Genomic DNA, 16,848 nt, shown 5'->3' on the forward strand with positions numbered 1-16,848 from the left:
ACCCTACGGTCCGGCGCTTATTTGAGCGCTTTGAGCACCACGAACTTCGGCGTGGCCGCCACCTGTTCGACGCCGCGGAACAGCCGCTTGAGCTTGGCGTGATAACCGAGGTGGCGGTTGCCGACTATCCACAGTTCGCCGCCAGTGACCAGCGCCGCGCGCGCCTGCTGAAACATGCGCCACGCGAGAAAATCGCCAACCACCTGCTGCTGGTGGAACGGAGGGTTGCACAGCACCAGGTCTAGGGAATTCTCGGCCTGTTCGGCCAGGCCGTCGCCCGCGCGAATCTCCGCCGGGCGATCGCCCAGCGCGGCGCGCCAGTTCTGTTCGGCCGACTGCACGGCCATGTAGGACTCATCCACCAGCGTCAGCTCGGCCTGCGGGCTACCCAGTGCATAGGCGATTGCCAGCACGCCGTTGCCGCAGCCGAGATCGGCTGCGCGGGTGCGGCTGAGGTGCCTGGGCAAATGCGGCAACAGCGCGCGGGTGCCGATGTCGAGGTCTTCGCGGCAGAACACGTTGGCGTGGTTGACCAGTTTCAGCGGCGGCTGCTCCAGGCGGTAGCGCGTGGGGTAGGGCGAGGTCGGCGCGGGTTTCGCGGTGGGTGTCACCCGCAGCAGGCGGGCCTTTTTCACTGCCAGCGAGGCTTGCACCGGGCCCAGGTATTTCTCCAGCAGGTCGCCCGCCGCCCGCGGCAGGTGCTTGATCATCGCGCCGGCAATCACCTGCGCGCCGGGGGCGAGTTGGCCATGCAGGCGGATCAGTTGTTCTTCCAGCAGCGCCAGCGTTTTCGGCACGCGGATCAGCACCAGGTCGAACGGCCCCTGCGCCACGGCGCTGGCCGGCACGAAGTGAACCGCGTCGGCGGCCAGCCGATTGCGCGCCAGGTTCGCACGCAGGCCTAGGTAACCCAGGTGCGAGTCGCCACTGCTGGTCACCTGGGCGCGCCCCGCCAGGTTGGCAGCCAGGGCGCCGAAGCTGTCGTTGAGCAGCAGCACCCGCGCGTCTGCCGCCAGCCCCTGTTCGTGTACCTGATTGAGCAGGTATTCGTCGGCAGCATCGAAGGCCTGCAACGGTTCGGCCTGCTGTTCGGGCTGGCGAATCAGGTCGAGTTGGGCGAACGCGGAGTTGAACACGGACATGAAACACTCAATGGCGAGGCGGTTGGGACGTGCTGTTGGTCGCTATTGTCGGTGCAAGCGCGGAAAAAGTCTCGGAAGTGCGCGCTGGTTTGCCAAACGGGCTTGTGCAAAGCGCCGCGATGCAGAAAAATGCCGCCCCCCTGCTGAGCTGGTCGGTCGTAATCGATACCGACGAGTCAGGCTCAGCACTCAAATAATAACCAGACCTCTGAATTCAGCTGCGATCTGGTAACACCCGATGATTCCGATCCCGCCGCGCTTGCGCCGGTGGTCGTCCTGCATCGTCCATCGCCCAACTCTCCCTGTGAGGCCTGCGCCGCAAGCTTCACTGCGCTCTATTTGCAAAAAGGTATGTGCATGCTCAAGCTTTTTTCGTCCCTGATCACCGCTACGCTGCTGGCCGCCGCAAGCTCCGCCATGGCCGAGGGCAAGGCGCCCATCGTCATCAAGTTTTCCCATGTGGTCGCCGAAGACACGCCCAAGGGCAAGGGCGCGCTGCTGTTCAAGAAGCTGGTAGAGGAGCGCCTGGCGGGCGAGGTGACGGTAGAGGTCTACCCGAACGCCTCGCTGTTCGGCGACGCCGACGAGCTGGAGGCACTGCGCAGCAACAAGGTGCAGCTGCTGGCGCCGTCGCTGTCGAAGTTCGAGCCCTACACCAAGCAGCTGCAGCTGTTCGACCTGCCGTTCCTGTTCGACGACCTGGAGGCGGTCAAACGCTTCCAGAAACGCGACAAGAGCCGTGAATTGCTGCGTTCGATGAGCGCGCAGAACATCTATGGCCTGGCGTTCTGGAACAACGGCATGAAGCAGCTCTCGGCGACCCGCGAGCTGCATCTGCCGGGCGACGCCAAGGATCTGGCCTTCCGCATTCAGCCCTCGACGGTGCTGCAAGCGCAGTTCGAGGCGCTTGGTGCCAAGGCGGTCGCCATGCCGTTCGGCGAAACCTTCGCGGCGCTGCAGAGCGGTGCGGTGCAGGGCGCGGAAAACCCCTGGTCGAACATTGCCAGCCAGAAACTCGACAGCCTGCAGCCGTTCGTCACCGAGACCAACCACGGCTCGCTCAACTACATGCTGGTGAGCAACTCGACGTTCTGGGGCAGCATGCCGTACAAGACCCGTTCCGAGCTGGAGGCGATCATCGAAGAGGTCACCTTCGCGGTGAACAAGGATGCCGAAATCCTCAACCAGCAGGCCCGCGAGCAGCTGCGCGTAGCTGGCAAGACCCGCCTGATCAGCCTGACCGCGCAAGAGCAGGCAGCCTGGCGCGACGCCATGCAGCCGCTGTGGAAAAGCTACGAGCAGGCCATAGACGCGGACATGCTGCGCGCCGCGCAAACGGTTAACCGCCGCTAGTCACATCCCGCCGGCCTTGGGTGTCTATCGGCTGCGGGATACGCGACACTGGGCTCAGACCCTCGCCACGAGCCCACTGCCGCATGACCGCTGACGATCCATTCACCCGGCAGACCCTGAGCGACATAAACGTCTGGTCGCCCAGCCTGTTCAGCCTGCGTTGTTCGCGGGACCCGGCGTTGCGCTTTCGCGCCGGCCAGTTCGCCCGCCTCGGTGTGCAGAAGGCCGACGGCAGCACGGTGTGGCGCGCCTATTCCATGGTGTCGGCGCCCCACGATGAGTTTCTCGAGTTCTTCTCTATCGTGGTGCCGGGGGGCGAATTCACTTCGCAGCTGAGCGGCCTGAGCGTGGGCGACGAGTTGCTGGTGGGCAAGCAGGCGTTTGGTTTTCTCACCCTTGATCGCTTCGTCGGCGGCCGCGATCTCTGGCTGCTGGCGAGCGGTACCGGACTGGCACCGTTTCTGTCGATCCTTGGCGATTTCGAGGCCTGGCAGCGCTTCGAGCGGATCGTGCTGGTCTACAGCGCCCGCACCGATGCCGAGCTGGCGTATCAGCCGCTGATTCATGGTCTGGCTGAGCAGGAGCATCTCGCCGAATACGCCAGCAAGCTGACCTACCTGCCCGTGGTGACCCGCGCCCAGGTGCCGGGTTGCTTGCACGGCCGCATCACCACCCTGCTGCGCAGCGGCGAACTGGAGCAGGCGGCCGGCCTTGCCCTCGACCCGCTGCATTCGCGGGTGATGATCTGCGGTAATCCGCAGATGATCGACGACACCCGCGGCCTGTTGAAAGAGCGCGACCTGCAGCTCAGCCTGAGCCGCCGGCCGGGGCAGGTGGCGGTGGAAAACTACTGGTAACGCGCGCCGGGCAGTGCAAGTGGAAAATCCGGTTACGTTTTGCCGCTTAGCTGCGGCCAACAAAGTCTCTACTATCACGTCCCGTTTTTTCGTTTTCAGGATTGTATGAACAGTGACAGGCGCAAGCCGCCCCCGCCCAATTGGCCGGGAGCGGCTTCCAACTCTGGCGACGCAGTCCTGCGTCCGCCCCCTCTGCAGCCCCTCGCTGCGCGATTCGCCCTAAACCGAACAGCACCGCACGTGTCTCACGTAGAGGCGCGCTGTTCCGTTGTCACCATTTTCTAGCCGAGAGAACTGTACGCACATGGAATGGATCGCTGATCCCACGGCCTGGTTGGGCCTGCTCACATTGATCGTCCTGGAAATCGTCCTGGGCATCGACAACCTGGTGTTTATCGCCATCCTCGCTGACAAGCTACCACCCGAGCAGCGCGACCGCGCCCGGCTGATCGGCTTGAGCCTGGCGATGATCATGCGCCTGGGCCTGCTGGCGAGCATGGCCTGGCTGGTCACCCTGACCGAGCCGCTGTTCGAGGCATTCGGCCAGGCCTTCTCCGGGCGTGACCTGATCATGCTGTTTGGCGGTGTGTTCCTGCTGTTCAAGGCCACTATGGAGTTGCACGAGCGGCTCGAAGGCCATGTGCACAAGGTCGCCGGCAGCAAGACCTACGCGCGTTTCTGGCCCATCGTGGCGCAGATTATCGTGCTTGATGCGGTGTTCTCTCTGGACGCGGTGATCACTGCGGTGGGCATGGTCGAACACCTGCAGGTGATGATGATCGCGGTGGTCATTTCCATGGGCCTGATGATAGTCGCGAGCAAGCCGCTGACCGCATTCGTCAACGCGCGGCCGACGGTGATCATGCTGTGCCTGGGCTTCTTGATGATGATCGGCTTCAGCCTGACCGCCGAGGGCCTGGGTTTCCATATCCCCAAGGGCTACCTGTACGCGGCCATCGGCTTCTCGATTCTGATCGAGGTGTTCAATCAGTTGGCACGCAAGCGCCGCAAGCACAGTCTGCAAGGCGAGCGCGGCATGCGCGAGCGCACCGCTCACGCGGTGATGCGCATGCTTGGCGGCAAGTTCCAGGCTGATGAAGTGGGCGAGGAAATCGCCGACATGCTCGAGGGCGGTGAAGGCGAGGCGGTGCTGTTCGACCGCCGCGAGCGGGTGATGATCAGCGGCGTGCTGAGCCTGGCCGAGCAGTCGATCCAGAGCGTCATGACCCCGCGCATGGAAGTGGACCGGGTCAGCCTCGACGACCCGCTGGAGAAAATCCACCAGGCATTGCTCGAGTCGCCGCATTCGCGCCTGCTGGTCTCGCGCGATGCCAACGCGGATGAGCCGCTGGGTTACATCCACAAGAAGGAGCTGTTCAAGGAGCTGCTGCGCGGCGAGTTGCCGGATATCGAGAGCATGGTGCGGGCGCCGCTCAACCTGCCGGACAGTTCGTCGGTGCTCAGCGCCATGGAGCAGATGCGCCAGGCCTCGACCCATGTGGCGTTCGTGGTCAACGAGTTCGGTGGCTTCGAAGGGCTGCTGACCCTGACCGACATCCTCGAAGCCATCGCCGGCGAGTTGCCCGATGCCAGCGAAATCGAAGGCCCGGATATCGAAGCGGTGGCAGGCGGTTACCGCATCAGCGGAGCGGTCAACCTTGCAGTGATCCGCGAGCGTCTGGACTTCCGTGCGCGCGCGACTGACGACTATCAGACCCTTGCCGGTTTGGTGATGAGCCTGCTTGACCGGCTGCCGCTGATCGGCGATCAGGTCGAGTACGCGGATTGGCAACTGACGGTGATCGAGGTCAAGGATCGCCGGGTGGCTCGTCTGCTGCTCAAGCCGCTCGGCGATCAGCGCAGCCCATAAAAAATGGCGCCCCCAGGGGCGCCATTTTTATGCCTGCACGACACCGTTATGGCTGATCCTGCGGGCCTTGGCCGGGTTGGCCATTTTGCGCCTTGAGCAGGTCGCGGATCTCGGTCAGCAGGGTCTGCTCCGGGCTAGGTGTCGGCGGCAGGCTCGGCGCTACGGCTTCTTCACGCTTGAGTCGATTGATCGCTTTGACGCCCATGAAGATCGCGAAGGCGACGATGACGAAGTCGAGAACGGTCTGGATGAACTTGCCATAACTGAGCATGACCGCCGGCAGGTCGCCTTCGGCGGCCTTGAGCGTGATGGCCAGATCGGTGAAGTCGACGCCGCCGATCAACAGGCCGACCGGCGGCATGATGACGTCGCCAACGAAGGACGAGACGATTTTGCCGAAGGCCGCGCCTATGATGATGCCCACGGCCATGTCGACCACATTGCCCTTGACGGCAAACGCTTTGAATTCGCTGATGATGCCCATGCGTGCTTCCTGAGAAATGGTGGTGCGCTGCAGTATAATCGAGCGCGTGCCGCTTGCCAGCTAGCGCTCCGGCGGGTAGTTGACCGTCGGCAGTGTCTGGAAACCGGGCTTGGCCAGCAGGTAGCCCTGGAACAATTCGACGCCCATGGCTTGCAGCGCGTGCAACTCGGCGGCGCTCTCGATGCCTTCGGCAATCACCCGGATGTTCAGCTTGCGGCAGATATCCAGCGTCGCTTCGACCAGCACCTGGCGGACGTGGTCCTGGTCGATGTTGCGAATCAGGCCCATGTCCAGCTTGATCAGGTCCGGCTGGAAATCCGCCAGCAGGTTGAGGCCCGCGTAACCTGCGCCGAAGTCGTCGATGGCGGTCATGAAGCCCTGTTTGCGGTAGGCGCGCAGGATGCCGGTCAGGTGATCGATATCGAGCACCTGTTCCTGCTCGGTCACCTCGAAAATAATTCTATTCAGCGGAAAGTTGTAGCGCTGCGCGGCGTCCAGAGTCGCGCGGATGCACGTCTCGGGTTGATACACCGCGTTTGGCATGAAGTTGATGGAGACCATGGCGGGTATCTGCAGTTTTGCGGCCCACTCGATGGCCTTGATCCGACAGCTCTGGTCGAAGGCGTAGAGGTTATCTGCGTTCAATTTGCTCAGCAGGCTGCCCGCGGACTCGCGAGCGGGCCCGCGCACCAGCGCTTCATAAGCGAATAACTGGCGACCGGCGACATCGACAATGGGCTGGAACGCCATGCTGATGTCGAAATCCAGCGCTTTGCCGTCGCGGCAGGAAGAACAGCTGGGGGTTTTATTCATAACGTGATCTCATCTAAGCCGCTCATGCATGCGGGTAAAAATAGCAGATTGGGCTCGCAGCCAGGCTGCGCCGGCGCGTTGAAAAAAACCAGCACTGCAACAGTGCGAGTGCACTTAGCCGGGGCCAGTTCCCGAGAAATTGGCCGGAAAGGCTATGATGGCCGCTTTCGATTGACGGAGTCCCGCTGATGGCCAAGGCCAAGCGCATGTATGGCTGCACCGAGTGCGGCGCTACCTTTCCCAAATGGGCTGGCCAGTGCGGCGAATGCGGTGCCTGGAATACCCTGGTCGAGACCGTTCTCGAAGCCAATGCGGCGACTCCCAGCGGCCGCGCCGGCTGGGCTGGCGATCAGGTGCAAATCAAAACCCTGGCCGAGGTCAGTGTCGAGGAAGTGCCGCGTTTCTCCACTGCGTCAGGCGAGCTGGATCGGGTGCTTGGCGGCGGCCTGGTGGACGGCTCGGTGGTGCTGATCGGTGGCGATCCGGGCATTGGTAAATCGACCATCCTGCTGCAGACCCTGTGCAATATCGCCACGCGCTTTCCCGCGCTCTATGTCACCGGCGAAGAATCCCAGCAGCAGGTGGCCATGCGCGCCCGTCGCCTGGGTCTGCCGGAAGACAAGCTGAAGGTGATGACCGAGACCTGCATCGAAAGCATCATCGCCACCGCCCGGGTGGAAAAGCCCAAGGTCATGGTCATCGACTCGATCCAGACCATCTTTACCGAACAGCTGCAATCGGCTCCCGGCGGGGTCGCCCAGGTACGCGAAAGTGCGGCGCTGTTGGTGCGTTTCGCCAAGCAGAGCGGCACGGCGATCTTTCTGGTTGGCCACGTGACCAAGGAAGGCGCTTTGGCCGGGCCGCGGGTGCTCGAGCATATGGTCGACACCGTGCTGTATTTCGAAGGCGAATCCGACGGTCGTCTGCGCCTGCTGCGCGCGGTGAAGAACCGCTTTGGCGCGATCAACGAGCTGGGCGTGTTTGGCATGACCGACAAGGGCCTGAAAGAGGTCACCAATCCTTCGGCGATCTTTCTCACCCGTGCTCAGGAAGAAGTCCCCGGCAGCGTGGTGATGGCCACCTGGGAAGGCACCCGGCCGATGCTGGTGGAAGTGCAGGCGCTGGTGGATACCAGCCATATGGCCAACCCGCGCCGCGTTACCTTGGGATTGGATCAGAACCGTCTGGCCATGCTGCTGGCCGTATTGCATCGGCATGGCGGCATCCCGACCTATGATCAGGACGTATTTCTCAACGTGGTGGGCGGGGTCAAGGTGCTGGAAACTGCATCCGACCTGGCGCTGATGGCCGCGGTGATTTCCAGCCTGCGCAACAAGCCATTGCCGCACGATCTGCTGGTGTTTGGCGAAGTGGGTCTGTCTGGTGAGATCCGCCCGGTGCCGAGCGGGCAGGAACGTCTGAAAGAGGCGGCAAAGCACGGCTTCAAACGCGCCATCGTACCCAAGGGCAACGCACCGAAAGATCCGCCGCCGGGCTTGCAGGTAGTCGCCGTGACCCGTCTGGAACAGGCGCTGGATGCATTGTTTGAATAGCTAAAAGGCGCCGGCATGCCCGTAGGGTGTGCCGCGCGCACCTGATCGAGCGCGCTATCGAGGGCTGTTGGTGCGCATGGCGCACCCTATGGCAACCGGTGCTTTCGTTATTACTCTTCGCCGAGCGCCGCCAGTTCGCGTTCCAGCAGGCTTTCGTCGCCGAGGTTGAGCTCCACCAGGCGGCGCAGGTGGCTGATCGAGTCGAGGTCGATATGTCGGCAGACGAAGCCGAGCAAGTCGTCCTGGGTGCGGGTCAGCACCACTTCCATTTTCACGCAGGTGTCGTCGTCGAGCGCGATGCTGGCTTCGAAGGGATGGTCGGGGTCTGCGCTCCATTGCGGCGGCCGTTTGATAAGCAGCCCCTTGAGCGACACGTCGTGCAGTTCAACGGTCCAGCGCCGGGTACCCTGGACGATTTCGGTCGGGGCGTCGAAAGCGATGCGCTGAAAGCGCCTACGCTCGTTTTCTGTTTCGCTCATGCCACACACTCCTGGGCGGTTTTAACCACTATAGCCAAGGCTCCTTCAACTGGCTTGCCTTTAGCCGAAACCATCAGGCGACGGCGGGTATGGGAGTGGTCAAGGCCGCGATAAGTTGCAGCGCCAGGCGTTACTTGTCCGGCACCCAGCCATGTTCCAGGGCCTGCTTCATCAGGTCCGCCGGTTTATCGATATCCAGCTTACGCCTGATGCTCAGGCGGTGCGTCTCGACGGTCCGTACGCTGATCTGCAACGCCCGCGCCATGGCCTTGTTGTTCAGGCCCTGGGCGAGCATCAGCAGCACCTGCCGCTCGCGCGGGGTGAGTTCGTCTTCCTGGGGATTTCGCTTGACCAGTTTGCGCGCGATGTCACCGCTGTAATAACTGCCGCCGGCGGCAATCGCCTCGATCGCCGCGACGATTTCGCGGGAGGGCGCTTCCTTCAGCACATAGCCGGAGGCGCCGACCTCCAGCGAGGTGCTGACGTATTCCTGATTGTCGTACATGCTCAGGATCAGCACCTTGATCGCCGGGTAGCGTTCGCGCAACTGGCGGGTCAGCTCCAGGCCATTGATATCGCGCAAGCCGACATCCATCAGCAGGATGTCGGCTTGCGTGCGCTGCATCAGCTCGAAGGCCTCGGCGCCGCTGCCGGCTTCGCCGACCACCTCGAAATGCGGCAGCACCGCGAGCAATGCACGAATGCCTTCGCGCACCAGGGCGTGGTCGTCGATCAGGGCGATGCGGATGCTGGCAGCAGTCATGGTGCGTGCTCTTGTTGTCGTTGTTGTTATTGTTGCTCAGCCGAGGGTAGCGGCCGGTGCCGGCAGCGTCACCATCAGCTCGGTGCGGCCGGGCTGCGAGGTGAGGGCGAAGCGGCCACCGAAATGTTCGACGCGTTCGCGGATGTTACGCAAGCCGATCCCGCCGTTGACGGTGTCGAGCTGCCGGGGGCTGAAGCCGATACCGTCGTCGCGCACCCGCAAACGCACCTGCTGCGCCCTGCCGTCAAGGCTGATGGCGACCGAGCTTGCCTGGGCGTGACGTTCGATGTTGGTCAGCGCTTCCTGGAGGATACGGAACAGTGCCACGGCCATGCCATCGCTGAGCGGCGTATCACCGAGTTCGTTCTGGTACTCGATGCGCAGGCCGCTGCGCTGCTCGAATTCGGCGACCAGCTGGCCGACCGCGGCGGGCAGGCCGAGGGTATCGAGCAGCGAAGGGTGCAGGTCGTGAGAAATTCGCCGCACTTCGCCGATGGCGCCGGCCAGCCGCTCGGTGCCCTTATGCAGCGTCTCCAGGGCCTGGCTGTTGCCTGCGCTCAACTCAAGGCCAGACAGTTCGAACTGGAACTTGATCGAAACCAGCAGTTGGCTGATGCCGTCATGCAGTTCGCGCGAGACCCGCGAGCGCTCTTCTTCCTGCAGGCTGACGATGCGCTGCGTCAGCAATTGCAGCTTGCGATCCGCCAGGCGGTGCTCGCTGACGTTCAGCGCCAGCCCGCCGGCGAATACCAGCAGCACCGCCACCAGCGCCACGCTGGCAATGGCCAACATGGTCGCGTAGATGCCGCCGGCGACTTCGTCGCGCACCTGGGCGATGGCCTGGTCGACATCTTCCAGGTAGATGCCGGTGCCGAGCATCCAGCCCCAGCGCTCGAGCATGACCACATAGGCGAGCTTGTCGGTGACCTCGCCGGTGGAGGGTTTTTGCCAGGCGTAATGCTGGAAACCGCTGCCCGTCTGCGCGCTGGCCAGCAGCGCCTGGATCACCGGCAGGCCGCGCGGGTCGGTCATGTCCCAGAGGTCCTTGCCGACCAGCTCGCCCTGTCGCGGGTGCATCATGTTGCGGCCTTGCCGGTCGTAGACGAAAAAATAGCCGTCGGCGCCAAAGTTGATGCGGGCCAGAATCGCCAGGACCCTGCGTTTGGTTTCGGCGTCGTCGCGGCCGTTGTCATACAGCGGCGTGACCAGGCTGAGCGCCATGCCCACGTAGTTCTTCAGCTCGGCCCGCTTGCTGGCGAGGATGCTGCTCTCGATCAACCGGGCCTGCTGTTCGCCCAGGCGCTGGTTCTGGAAGATCACCAGCATGCAGACGACCGCTACGGCGAACAGCAGCGGCAGGATACTGAGTGCCGCAATCTTGGATTTAAGTTGCATGGCGAGGCTCTGGATAAGGTCAGCAGGCGCGGGTGACCTGCGATGGCGCAACGTACTTCTGTAACCCGCATCTGCACGGTATGCAACCTTTGCCGAAGCGGGCCGGCTGCGGAGGTGAGTCGGCCCCGCAGTTGCGCAGCCTGGTCGAGCTCGCGGCCGCTAAAACGAAAAAGCCCGGCATAGGCCGGGCTCTTGCTGACGCGGGTCGCTTACTTGCCGTACACCGGGAACTTGGCGCAGACCGCTTTGACCTGCTCGCGGATGCGTGCTTCAACGGCGTCGTCACCCAGGTTGGCGAGGATTTCGCAAATCCAGCCAGCCAGTGCGCGGCATTCGTCTTCCTTGAAGCCGCGGGTGGTCACGGCTGGGGTGCCGATGCGCAGGCCGGAGGTGACGAACGGCGAACGTGGGTCGTTCGGCACGCTGTTCTTGTTCACGGTGATAAAGGCGCGACCCAGGGCAGCGTCGGCGTCTTTACCGGTGATGTCCTGCTTGATCAGGCTGAGCAGGAACAGGTGGTTCTCGGTACCGCCGGACACCACGTCGTAGCCGTTTTCGATAAACACGCTGGCCATGGCCTGGGCGTTCTTGATCACCTGCTGCTGGTAGGCCTTGAACTCAGGCTGCAGGGCTTCCTTGAAGCACACGGCCTTGGCGGCGATCACGTGCTCCAGCGGGCCGCCTTGGCCGCCTGGGAATACTGCGGAGTTGAATTTCTTCTCCAGCGCTTCGTTGGCGCGCGCGAGGATCAGGCCGCCGCGCGGGCCGCGCAGGGTTTTGTGAGTGGTGGTGGTAACCACGTCGGCGAACGGCACCGGGTTCGGGTACACGCCAGCCGCAACCAGACCGGCTACGTGAGCCATGTCGACAAACAGGTAGGCACCGACCTTGTCTGCGATGGCGCGGAAGCGTGGGAAGTCCAGCACCTGCGAGTAGGCGCTGAAGCCGGCGATGATCATCTTCGGCTTGTGCTCAACGGCCAGGCGCTCGACTTCGTCGTAGTCGATCAGGCCGGTGACGTTGTCGATGCCGTACTGCACAGCGTTGTACAGCTTGCCGGAGAAGCTGACGCTGGCGCCGTGGGTCAGGTGGCCGCCGTGGGCCAGGCTCATGCCCAGTACGGTGTCGCCGGCTTCCAGCAGAGCCATATACACGGCGCTGTTAGCTTGCGAACCGGAGTGCGGCTGGACGTTGGCGTAGTCGGCGCCGAACAGCTCCTTGGCGCGGTCGATGGCCAGCTGCTCAACGATGTCGACGTATTCGCAACCGCCGTAGTAACGCTTGCCTGGGTAGCCTTCGGCGTACTTGTTGGTCAGTACCGAACCCTGGGCTTCCATCACCGCCGGGCTGGTGTAGTTCTCCGAGGCGATCAGCTCGATGTGATGTTCCTGACGCTGGGCTTCCTGCTCCATCGCGGCAAACAATTCGGCGTCATAACGGGCGATAGTCAAATCACGGCTGAACATGGCATTCCCCTGAGAAAAATCAGCTGGGCGGTAGAAAGAGGGGGCGAATTCTAACCCATAGCGAACGAACAGGCATATGAAGCCTGATCATCCAGTGGATAAGCGGGGTTCATGCTGGAAGACATAAGCGTCAAGTAGGTTGGATCGCGTTGCGTAGATTAGGTTGGGTTAGCGGCAGGGGATTGATCCTGCGGCACCCCGGTTTAATGCGTCGCGTAACCCAACACAGCGTCGGCAGGCACGCCGGCATGATGGGTTATGCACATTTGAGACACGCGGCGTCGACGGCAAGCCCATCTACGACCCGGCTTAGCTGAGCATAAACAGCGCAGAGCCGGTGAACAGTGCTGTGAACTGGCTGGCGGGCATCGGTCGGCCAAGCAGGAAACCCTGCACCTCGTCGCAGTCGTGGCCGCGCAGGAAGTCGAGTTGGGCCAGGGTTTCCACACCCTCGGCGATTACCTTGAGGTTCAGGCTGTGGGCCATGGCGATGATCGCGCGGGCGATCTTGCCGTCCTGTTCGCCGTGGGGCAGGCCATCGACGAAACTGCGGTCGATCTTCAGCACGTCGATCGGGAACTGCTTCAGGTAGTTGAGCGACGAGTAACCGGTGCCGAAATCGTCGATGGCGATGAACACGCCGAGGCGTTTCAGGCTGGTCAGCGTCTGCATCGCATTGACCACGTCGTCCATCAGGATGCTTTCGGTCAGCTCCAGTTCCAGGTAGCCGGCCGGCATGCCGCTGTCTTGCAGAATGGTCGCGATCCGCCGGTCGAGGTCGCCCTCGGTGAATTGCCGGGCCGAGAGGTTGACCGAGATTTTCGGCACGCGAATACCGCACGCCTGCCATGCCTGCATTTGTCGGCAGGCCTCGCGCAATACCCAGTCGCCGACCTGTACCACCAGGCCCAGCTCTTCGAGCACCGGAATGAAGTCGTTCGGCGGCACCAGGCCGCGGCTCGGATGCTGCCAGCGCAGCAGCGCTTCGGCACCGGTCAGGCGCTTGCCGTCGCCGGAGAACTGCGGCTGGTAATGCAGCACCAGCTGATTCTGTTCCAGGGCATGGCGCAGATCGCTTTCCAACTCCAGGCGCTCGAGGGCGCTGGAGTTCATGTCGGCCTGGTAGAACTGGAAGTTGTTCTTGCCGCGTTCCTTGGCGTGGTACATCGCCGTGTCGGCGTTCTTCATCAACTGGCTGAGTTCGTTGCCATCCTGCGGGCTGAGGGCGATGCCGATACTGGCGGTGACGAAGAACTCGCGGCCTTCGAGGATAAACGGCTCGGACAGGCTGGCGAGAATCTGCTCGCCAACATGAATCGCCCGGTTCAGCGCGACGTCGCGCTGGGCGTGGGCTTGCAGCAGCAGGGTGAATTCGTCGCCGCCCATGCGCGCCACCGTGTCGTCGACGTCGACGCAGGCGGTCAGGCGAGTGGCAACCTCCTTGAGCATGCGGTCACCGGCGGCGTGGCCGAGGGAGTCGTTGATCGGCTTGAAACGATCGAGGTCGAGGAACATCAACACTACCCAGGTCTTGTGCCGCTCGCCCTGCTGCAGGGCGGTGTGCAGACGATCCTGGAACAGCGTGCGATTGGGCAGCTGGGTCAGGGCGTCGTAGTAGGCCAGGCGGTGGATGCGCTGCTCGCTGGCCTTGCGCTCGCTGATGTCGCTGAAGAAGCAGACGTAGCTGACCAGGTCGCCTTCCTCATCCTTGACCGCGGTGATGCCGACCCAGGCCGGAAAGCTTTCGTGGGTCTTGCGTTTGAGCCACACCTCGCCCTCCCAGCTACCGCGCAGGTTGAGCTGCTTGAAGATGTAGTTCAGGTGGCTGGTCTGCTGCCGATCCGCCGTCAGCATGCTGGGCAACTGGTCGAGCACTTCGGCCGAGCTGTAGCCGCTGACCCGGCAGAACGCTTCGTTGACCTGCACGATATAGCCTGCCGGGTCGGTGACCAGAATGGCTGCGGTGGAGTGCTCGAACACCGTGGCGGCCATGCGCAGGTCTTTTTCCGCGCGGCGCTGCAGGCTGATGTCGCGGCCGATTCCGAGCAGCCCCTTGAAACGCTCATGCTCGCCCCACATCGGCACCAGGCGCAGCTCCACCGGAATCTTGCGGCCGTCGGCGCGCAGCGCGTCGAACAGGAACAGCTGTGCCTGGTCCTGCTCGCGCAGCTCGCTCATCCGCTGCGGGTTGCTCAGGGCCTCGCGAATACGGTTGAGGAAGGCATAGAGGTGGCTCAGCTGACGCGGGTTGGTCGCCAGGCTGTAGAAGCCGTGGCTGAGCACCCAGTCGGAGGCGTAACCGAGCACCAGGTCGACGGACGGACTGACGTAGTTGAGCTGCAGAAGGCTGTCGGTGGTGAAGATCACGTCGCTGATGCTTTCCGCCAGCAAGCGATAGCGCTGTTCGCTCTCGCGCAGCGACTCGCTGCTGAGAATCTGCTCGTTGATGTCCTTGGCCACGCCGATCAAACGGTTGACCCGGCCTGCGGCGTCGTAGGAGAGCGCCTGCTCGCGAATATCGAACCAGTGCCAACTGCCGTCGCGGTGCCGCCAGCGTAATTGGCAGTGCAGCTGCTGGCCCTTGCCCACCACCTGTTGCAGGTTGCGCATGCGCTGGTACTGCTCCCAGTCGTCCGGGTGCAGCAGCTTTTCCCACAGCTTGTCGCCCAGGGCGCGCATCTCTTCCGCGTTATAGCCAAGGTCGGGGCCGAGCCGGTTGTTGCTGAACATAACCCGCTTGTTGGGAATATCGTGCACGTACAGGGTGTCGGGCACCGCGCGAACCACGTCGGACCAGAAGCGCTCGCGTTCGATCAGCGACAGCTCGATGCGCTTGCGGCTGGTGATGTCGTTGATGCTGAGGGTCACCGCGTGCAGGTCATGCGGATTGTCCGGCAGGCGCATCACCAGCCACAGGTGTCGCTCGTGGCCGAGCGCGGTGATGACCTTGCTTTCCATCTCCAGGTGGCGGCTACCGTCGAGCAGGGCGCAGAGCAACTGGCTGCGGAAACCGCCCGGACGCGGGGTGCTGTGGCGCAGCAGATTGCCCAGCACCTCGGCGCTGCTTTCGACATTCAGCAGGCGCAGCGCCACCTGGTTGGTTTCGGCGATGCGCACCCGGTTGATCAACTGTTCGTAGTGCGCCGGCGACTCCCGCAGCCAGTGTTCAAGCGCGGCGCTGTCCGGTAGCTGCAGTGTGTGCAGGTGACGGTGCAGGTCAGCCAGATCAAGCACGCACAGCGCGGTGCCGGTGCCTTCGAATATGTCCTGATAACGGCGCCGGGTTTCCTGCAGCACCTGGGTGGCATGCTGCTCTTCGGTGACGTCGCGTAGTACCCAGACGAAACCGCTGACACTGGACGCGTCGCCAAGGTCGCTGCGGTGGATGTCGAACAGCCGGGTACTGCCGTCCTGGTCGATTTCCACCAGGTCGACGCCCAGCTCGCTGTCGAGCGTGCCAGCTGTCAGCAAGTGCGGTTCAAGGCGCGGCAGCAACTCAAGCAGGTTCTTGCCCCGCGCCTCGTCGCTGCTGAGCCGAAACAGGGTTTCCGCCTGGGGATTGAGGTAGCTCAGTCGGCCCTGACTGTCGGTGACCAGCACGCGCTCTTCGATGGCCCCGAGCGCGTGGGCTGCTGTGCGCAGCGAACGCCGTGACGCCGCATTGAAGGCGTGCAGCTCGCGCTGTTCGCGCAGCAGGCAGTAGAGCGCGAACAGCGTCAGAAGGCTGCAGAAGACGAACAGCAGGAACTTGCCGGCCAGCTTCGGCAGCAGCATAGCGCGCACCTGCGCCGAATCGAACAGCGCGCGGACCTGCCAGTCGCTGCCCGCCAAGGGGATCCGCAGCATGCTCTGTTTGAGCTGCAACGCGTTGATCGGGGCAAAGTCGGTTGCCGGCAGCTGCGCCTGCTGAGCGATGACGCGCTGAGACAGGCGGTCCTCCAGCAACCACTGGTGGGGGCTCTGGTGATGCTCGTGCAGCCAGTTGCGCAATGCATCGGTACCCAGGCGCAGCACCCAATAGGCGCTGGGTCCCTCGTCGCGTGCCTGGCGCAGCAGCAAGTAGATGCGCCCGCCGGCGTCGGCGTTGAAACCGTAGTAATAGGGCTGGCCATGGCTATGACCGAGCAAGGTCGCCAACAGGGCTTGGTCCGTCGCTGCGGGGTCGCTGTCCTCGAGCGTTTCGCCATGCGGATCGAGCAAGGCCAGGCTGCTCAGCGTCGGGAAGAGCTCGCGCAGTCGTTGCACGTGCGCGGTGGTCACCGCGGTGCCTTCGCGTTCGGTGGTCTGCCGCAACGTGGCGAGGCCGACACGGCCTTTCAAGTCCATGCTCAAGCGCAGGTGGTTGGCCAACTGCGCACTGAACTCATGGCTGAGCTTGCGCTGGTTGTCCTCCAGCTGACGGGCCTCCAGATGCAGTTGCCAGAGCAGCAGCATTAGCATCCCCACCACCAACATCACCAGCCCGGCCTTGGCCAGGTCATGCAACGGCTGCTTGGGTGATTTGCCAGCGCTAGGCCGGGGCGGGGAGGGCAGCATTGACAAGGGCTTGAATCCTAGGAAATGGAGCCGATAATCGGCGCGCCGGCAGACCGAGCGAACGGCGTGGGCGGGGCGGCTAGCATGCCATAACCATGGCAAAGAGCCAGCCACGCCGACGAGCGTTGTTTGCCCTG

General features: G+C 63.3%; 13 protein-coding genes. 5 read left to right on the forward strand and 8 right to left on the reverse strand.

Features of this window, described 5'->3' with window-relative positions; genetic code table 11:
- Nucleotides 1-17 precede the first annotated feature (17 nt).
- Nucleotides 18-1,142: a methyltransferase gene (locus tag ACX0MV_RS04200; RefSeq protein ID WP_458981232.1), complete on the reverse strand. Its 1,125-nt coding sequence runs from the start codon at nucleotides 1,140-1,142 to the stop codon at nucleotides 18-20.
- A gap of 29 nt (nucleotides 1,143-1,171) precedes the next feature.
- On the opposite strand from ACX0MV_RS04200, the gene ACX0MV_RS04205 reads away from it, so the two are divergent.
- From ACX0MV_RS04205 to ACX0MV_RS04220, 4 genes are all read left to right on the forward strand, one after another.
- The gene (locus ACX0MV_RS04205) at nucleotides 1,172-1,339 is read left to right on the forward strand and encodes a hypothetical protein (RefSeq protein WP_458981233.1); all 168 of its coding nucleotides are present in this window, start codon (nucleotides 1,172-1,174) and stop codon (nucleotides 1,337-1,339) included.
- Between the two features lie 160 nt (nucleotides 1,340-1,499).
- Entirely contained in the window at nucleotides 1,500-2,495 is a 996-nt protein-coding gene (locus ACX0MV_RS04210; protein WP_458981234.1) for a DctP family TRAP transporter solute-binding subunit, read from the forward strand.
- 83 nt (nucleotides 2,496-2,578) lie between these two features.
- The gene (locus ACX0MV_RS04215) at nucleotides 2,579-3,352 is read left to right on the forward strand and encodes a ferredoxin--NADP reductase (RefSeq protein WP_458981235.1); all 774 of its coding nucleotides are present in this window, start codon (nucleotides 2,579-2,581) and stop codon (nucleotides 3,350-3,352) included.
- Nucleotides 3,353-3,656: 304 nt separating this feature from the next.
- Nucleotides 3,657-5,222: a TerC family protein gene (locus tag ACX0MV_RS04220; protein ID WP_458981236.1), complete on the forward strand. Its 1,566-nt coding sequence runs from the start codon at nucleotides 3,657-3,659 to the stop codon at nucleotides 5,220-5,222.
- A gap of 46 nt (nucleotides 5,223-5,268) precedes the next feature.
- Here the strand turns inward: ACX0MV_RS04220 and mscL are convergent, their stop codons facing one another.
- Nucleotides 5,269-5,706 carry a large-conductance mechanosensitive channel protein MscL gene (gene mscL / locus ACX0MV_RS04225; RefSeq protein ID WP_458981237.1) on the reverse strand — a complete coding sequence of 146 codons (438 nt, stop codon included), beginning with the start codon at nucleotides 5,704-5,706 and terminating at the stop codon, nucleotides 5,269-5,271.
- A 60-nt stretch (nucleotides 5,707-5,766) separates the two neighbouring features.
- A complete protein-coding gene (locus ACX0MV_RS04230; protein ID WP_458981238.1) occupies nucleotides 5,767-6,519 on the reverse strand; it encodes an EAL domain-containing protein in 753 nt (250 codons plus the stop codon).
- Between the two features lie 188 nt (nucleotides 6,520-6,707).
- Here ACX0MV_RS04230 and radA point away from each other — a divergent pair, with 188 nt between their 5' ends.
- Complete coding sequence (gene radA / locus ACX0MV_RS04235) at nucleotides 6,708-8,072, forward strand: DNA repair protein RadA (RefSeq protein ID WP_458981239.1); 1,365 nt, start codon at nucleotides 6,708-6,710, stop codon at nucleotides 8,070-8,072.
- 110 nt (nucleotides 8,073-8,182) lie between these two features.
- On the opposite strand, the gene ACX0MV_RS04240 is transcribed toward radA, so the two are convergent.
- From ACX0MV_RS04240 to ACX0MV_RS04260, 5 genes are all read right to left on the reverse strand, one after another.
- Nucleotides 8,183-8,551 carry a PilZ domain-containing protein gene (locus ACX0MV_RS04240; RefSeq protein ID WP_458981240.1) on the reverse strand — a complete coding sequence of 123 codons (369 nt, stop codon included), beginning with the start codon at nucleotides 8,549-8,551 and terminating at the stop codon, nucleotides 8,183-8,185.
- A gap of 130 nt (nucleotides 8,552-8,681) precedes the next feature.
- Nucleotides 8,682-9,314, reverse strand: coding sequence for a response regulator (locus ACX0MV_RS04245; RefSeq protein WP_458981241.1), 633 nt, complete (start codon nucleotides 9,312-9,314; stop codon nucleotides 8,682-8,684).
- A 36-nt stretch (nucleotides 9,315-9,350) separates the two neighbouring features.
- A complete protein-coding gene (locus tag ACX0MV_RS04250; protein WP_458981242.1) occupies nucleotides 9,351-10,709 on the reverse strand; it encodes a cache domain-containing protein in 1,359 nt (452 codons plus the stop codon).
- Between the two features lie 209 nt (nucleotides 10,710-10,918).
- The gene (gene glyA, locus ACX0MV_RS04255; RefSeq protein ID WP_458981243.1) at nucleotides 10,919-12,175 is read right to left on the reverse strand and encodes a serine hydroxymethyltransferase; all 1,257 of its coding nucleotides are present in this window, start codon (nucleotides 12,173-12,175) and stop codon (nucleotides 10,919-10,921) included.
- 309 nt (nucleotides 12,176-12,484) lie between these two features.
- Nucleotides 12,485-16,711 (reverse strand): sensor domain-containing protein, encoded by a 4,227-nt coding sequence (locus ACX0MV_RS04260; protein ID WP_458981753.1) that lies wholly within the window; start codon nucleotides 16,709-16,711, stop codon nucleotides 12,485-12,487.
- Nucleotides 16,712-16,848 lie beyond the last annotated feature (137 nt).

The sequence above is a fragment of the Pseudomonas cistanchae genome, from assembly GCF_054483635.1.

What these genes read in the sequence shown, in the direction of transcription:
- glyA (WP_458981243.1), bottom strand. Translation starts at nt 12,175, where the DNA reads ATGTTCAGCCGTGATTTGACTATCGCCCGTTATGACGCCGAATTGTTT.
- ACX0MV_RS04215 (WP_458981235.1), top strand. Translation starts at nt 2,579, where the DNA reads ATGACCGCTGACGATCCATTCACCCGGCAGACCCTGAGCGACATAAAC.
- mscL (WP_458981237.1), bottom strand. Translation starts at nt 5,706, where the DNA reads ATGGGCATCATCAGCGAATTCAAAGCGTTTGCCGTCAAGGGCAATGTG.
- ACX0MV_RS04200 (WP_458981232.1), bottom strand. Translation starts at nt 1,142, where the DNA reads ATGTCCGTGTTCAACTCCGCGTTCGCCCAACTCGACCTGATTCGCCAG.
- ACX0MV_RS04250 (WP_458981242.1), bottom strand. Translation starts at nt 10,709, where the DNA reads ATGCAACTTAAATCCAAGATTGCGGCACTCAGTATCCTGCCGCTGCTG.
- ACX0MV_RS04240 (WP_458981240.1), bottom strand. Translation starts at nt 8,551, where the DNA reads ATGAGCGAAACAGAAAACGAGCGTAGGCGCTTTCAGCGCATCGCTTTC.
- radA (WP_458981239.1), top strand. Translation starts at nt 6,708, where the DNA reads ATGGCCAAGGCCAAGCGCATGTATGGCTGCACCGAGTGCGGCGCTACC.
- ACX0MV_RS04260 (WP_458981753.1), bottom strand. Translation starts at nt 16,711, where the DNA reads ATGCTGCCCTCCCCGCCCCGGCCTAGCGCTGGCAAATCACCCAAGCAG.
- ACX0MV_RS04245 (WP_458981241.1), bottom strand. Translation starts at nt 9,314, where the DNA reads ATGACTGCTGCCAGCATCCGCATCGCCCTGATCGACGACCACGCCCTG.
- ACX0MV_RS04210 (WP_458981234.1), top strand. Translation starts at nt 1,500, where the DNA reads ATGCTCAAGCTTTTTTCGTCCCTGATCACCGCTACGCTGCTGGCCGCC.
- ACX0MV_RS04220 (WP_458981236.1), top strand. Translation starts at nt 3,657, where the DNA reads ATGGAATGGATCGCTGATCCCACGGCCTGGTTGGGCCTGCTCACATTG.
- ACX0MV_RS04230 (WP_458981238.1), bottom strand. Translation starts at nt 6,519, where the DNA reads ATGAATAAAACCCCCAGCTGTTCTTCCTGCCGCGACGGCAAAGCGCTG.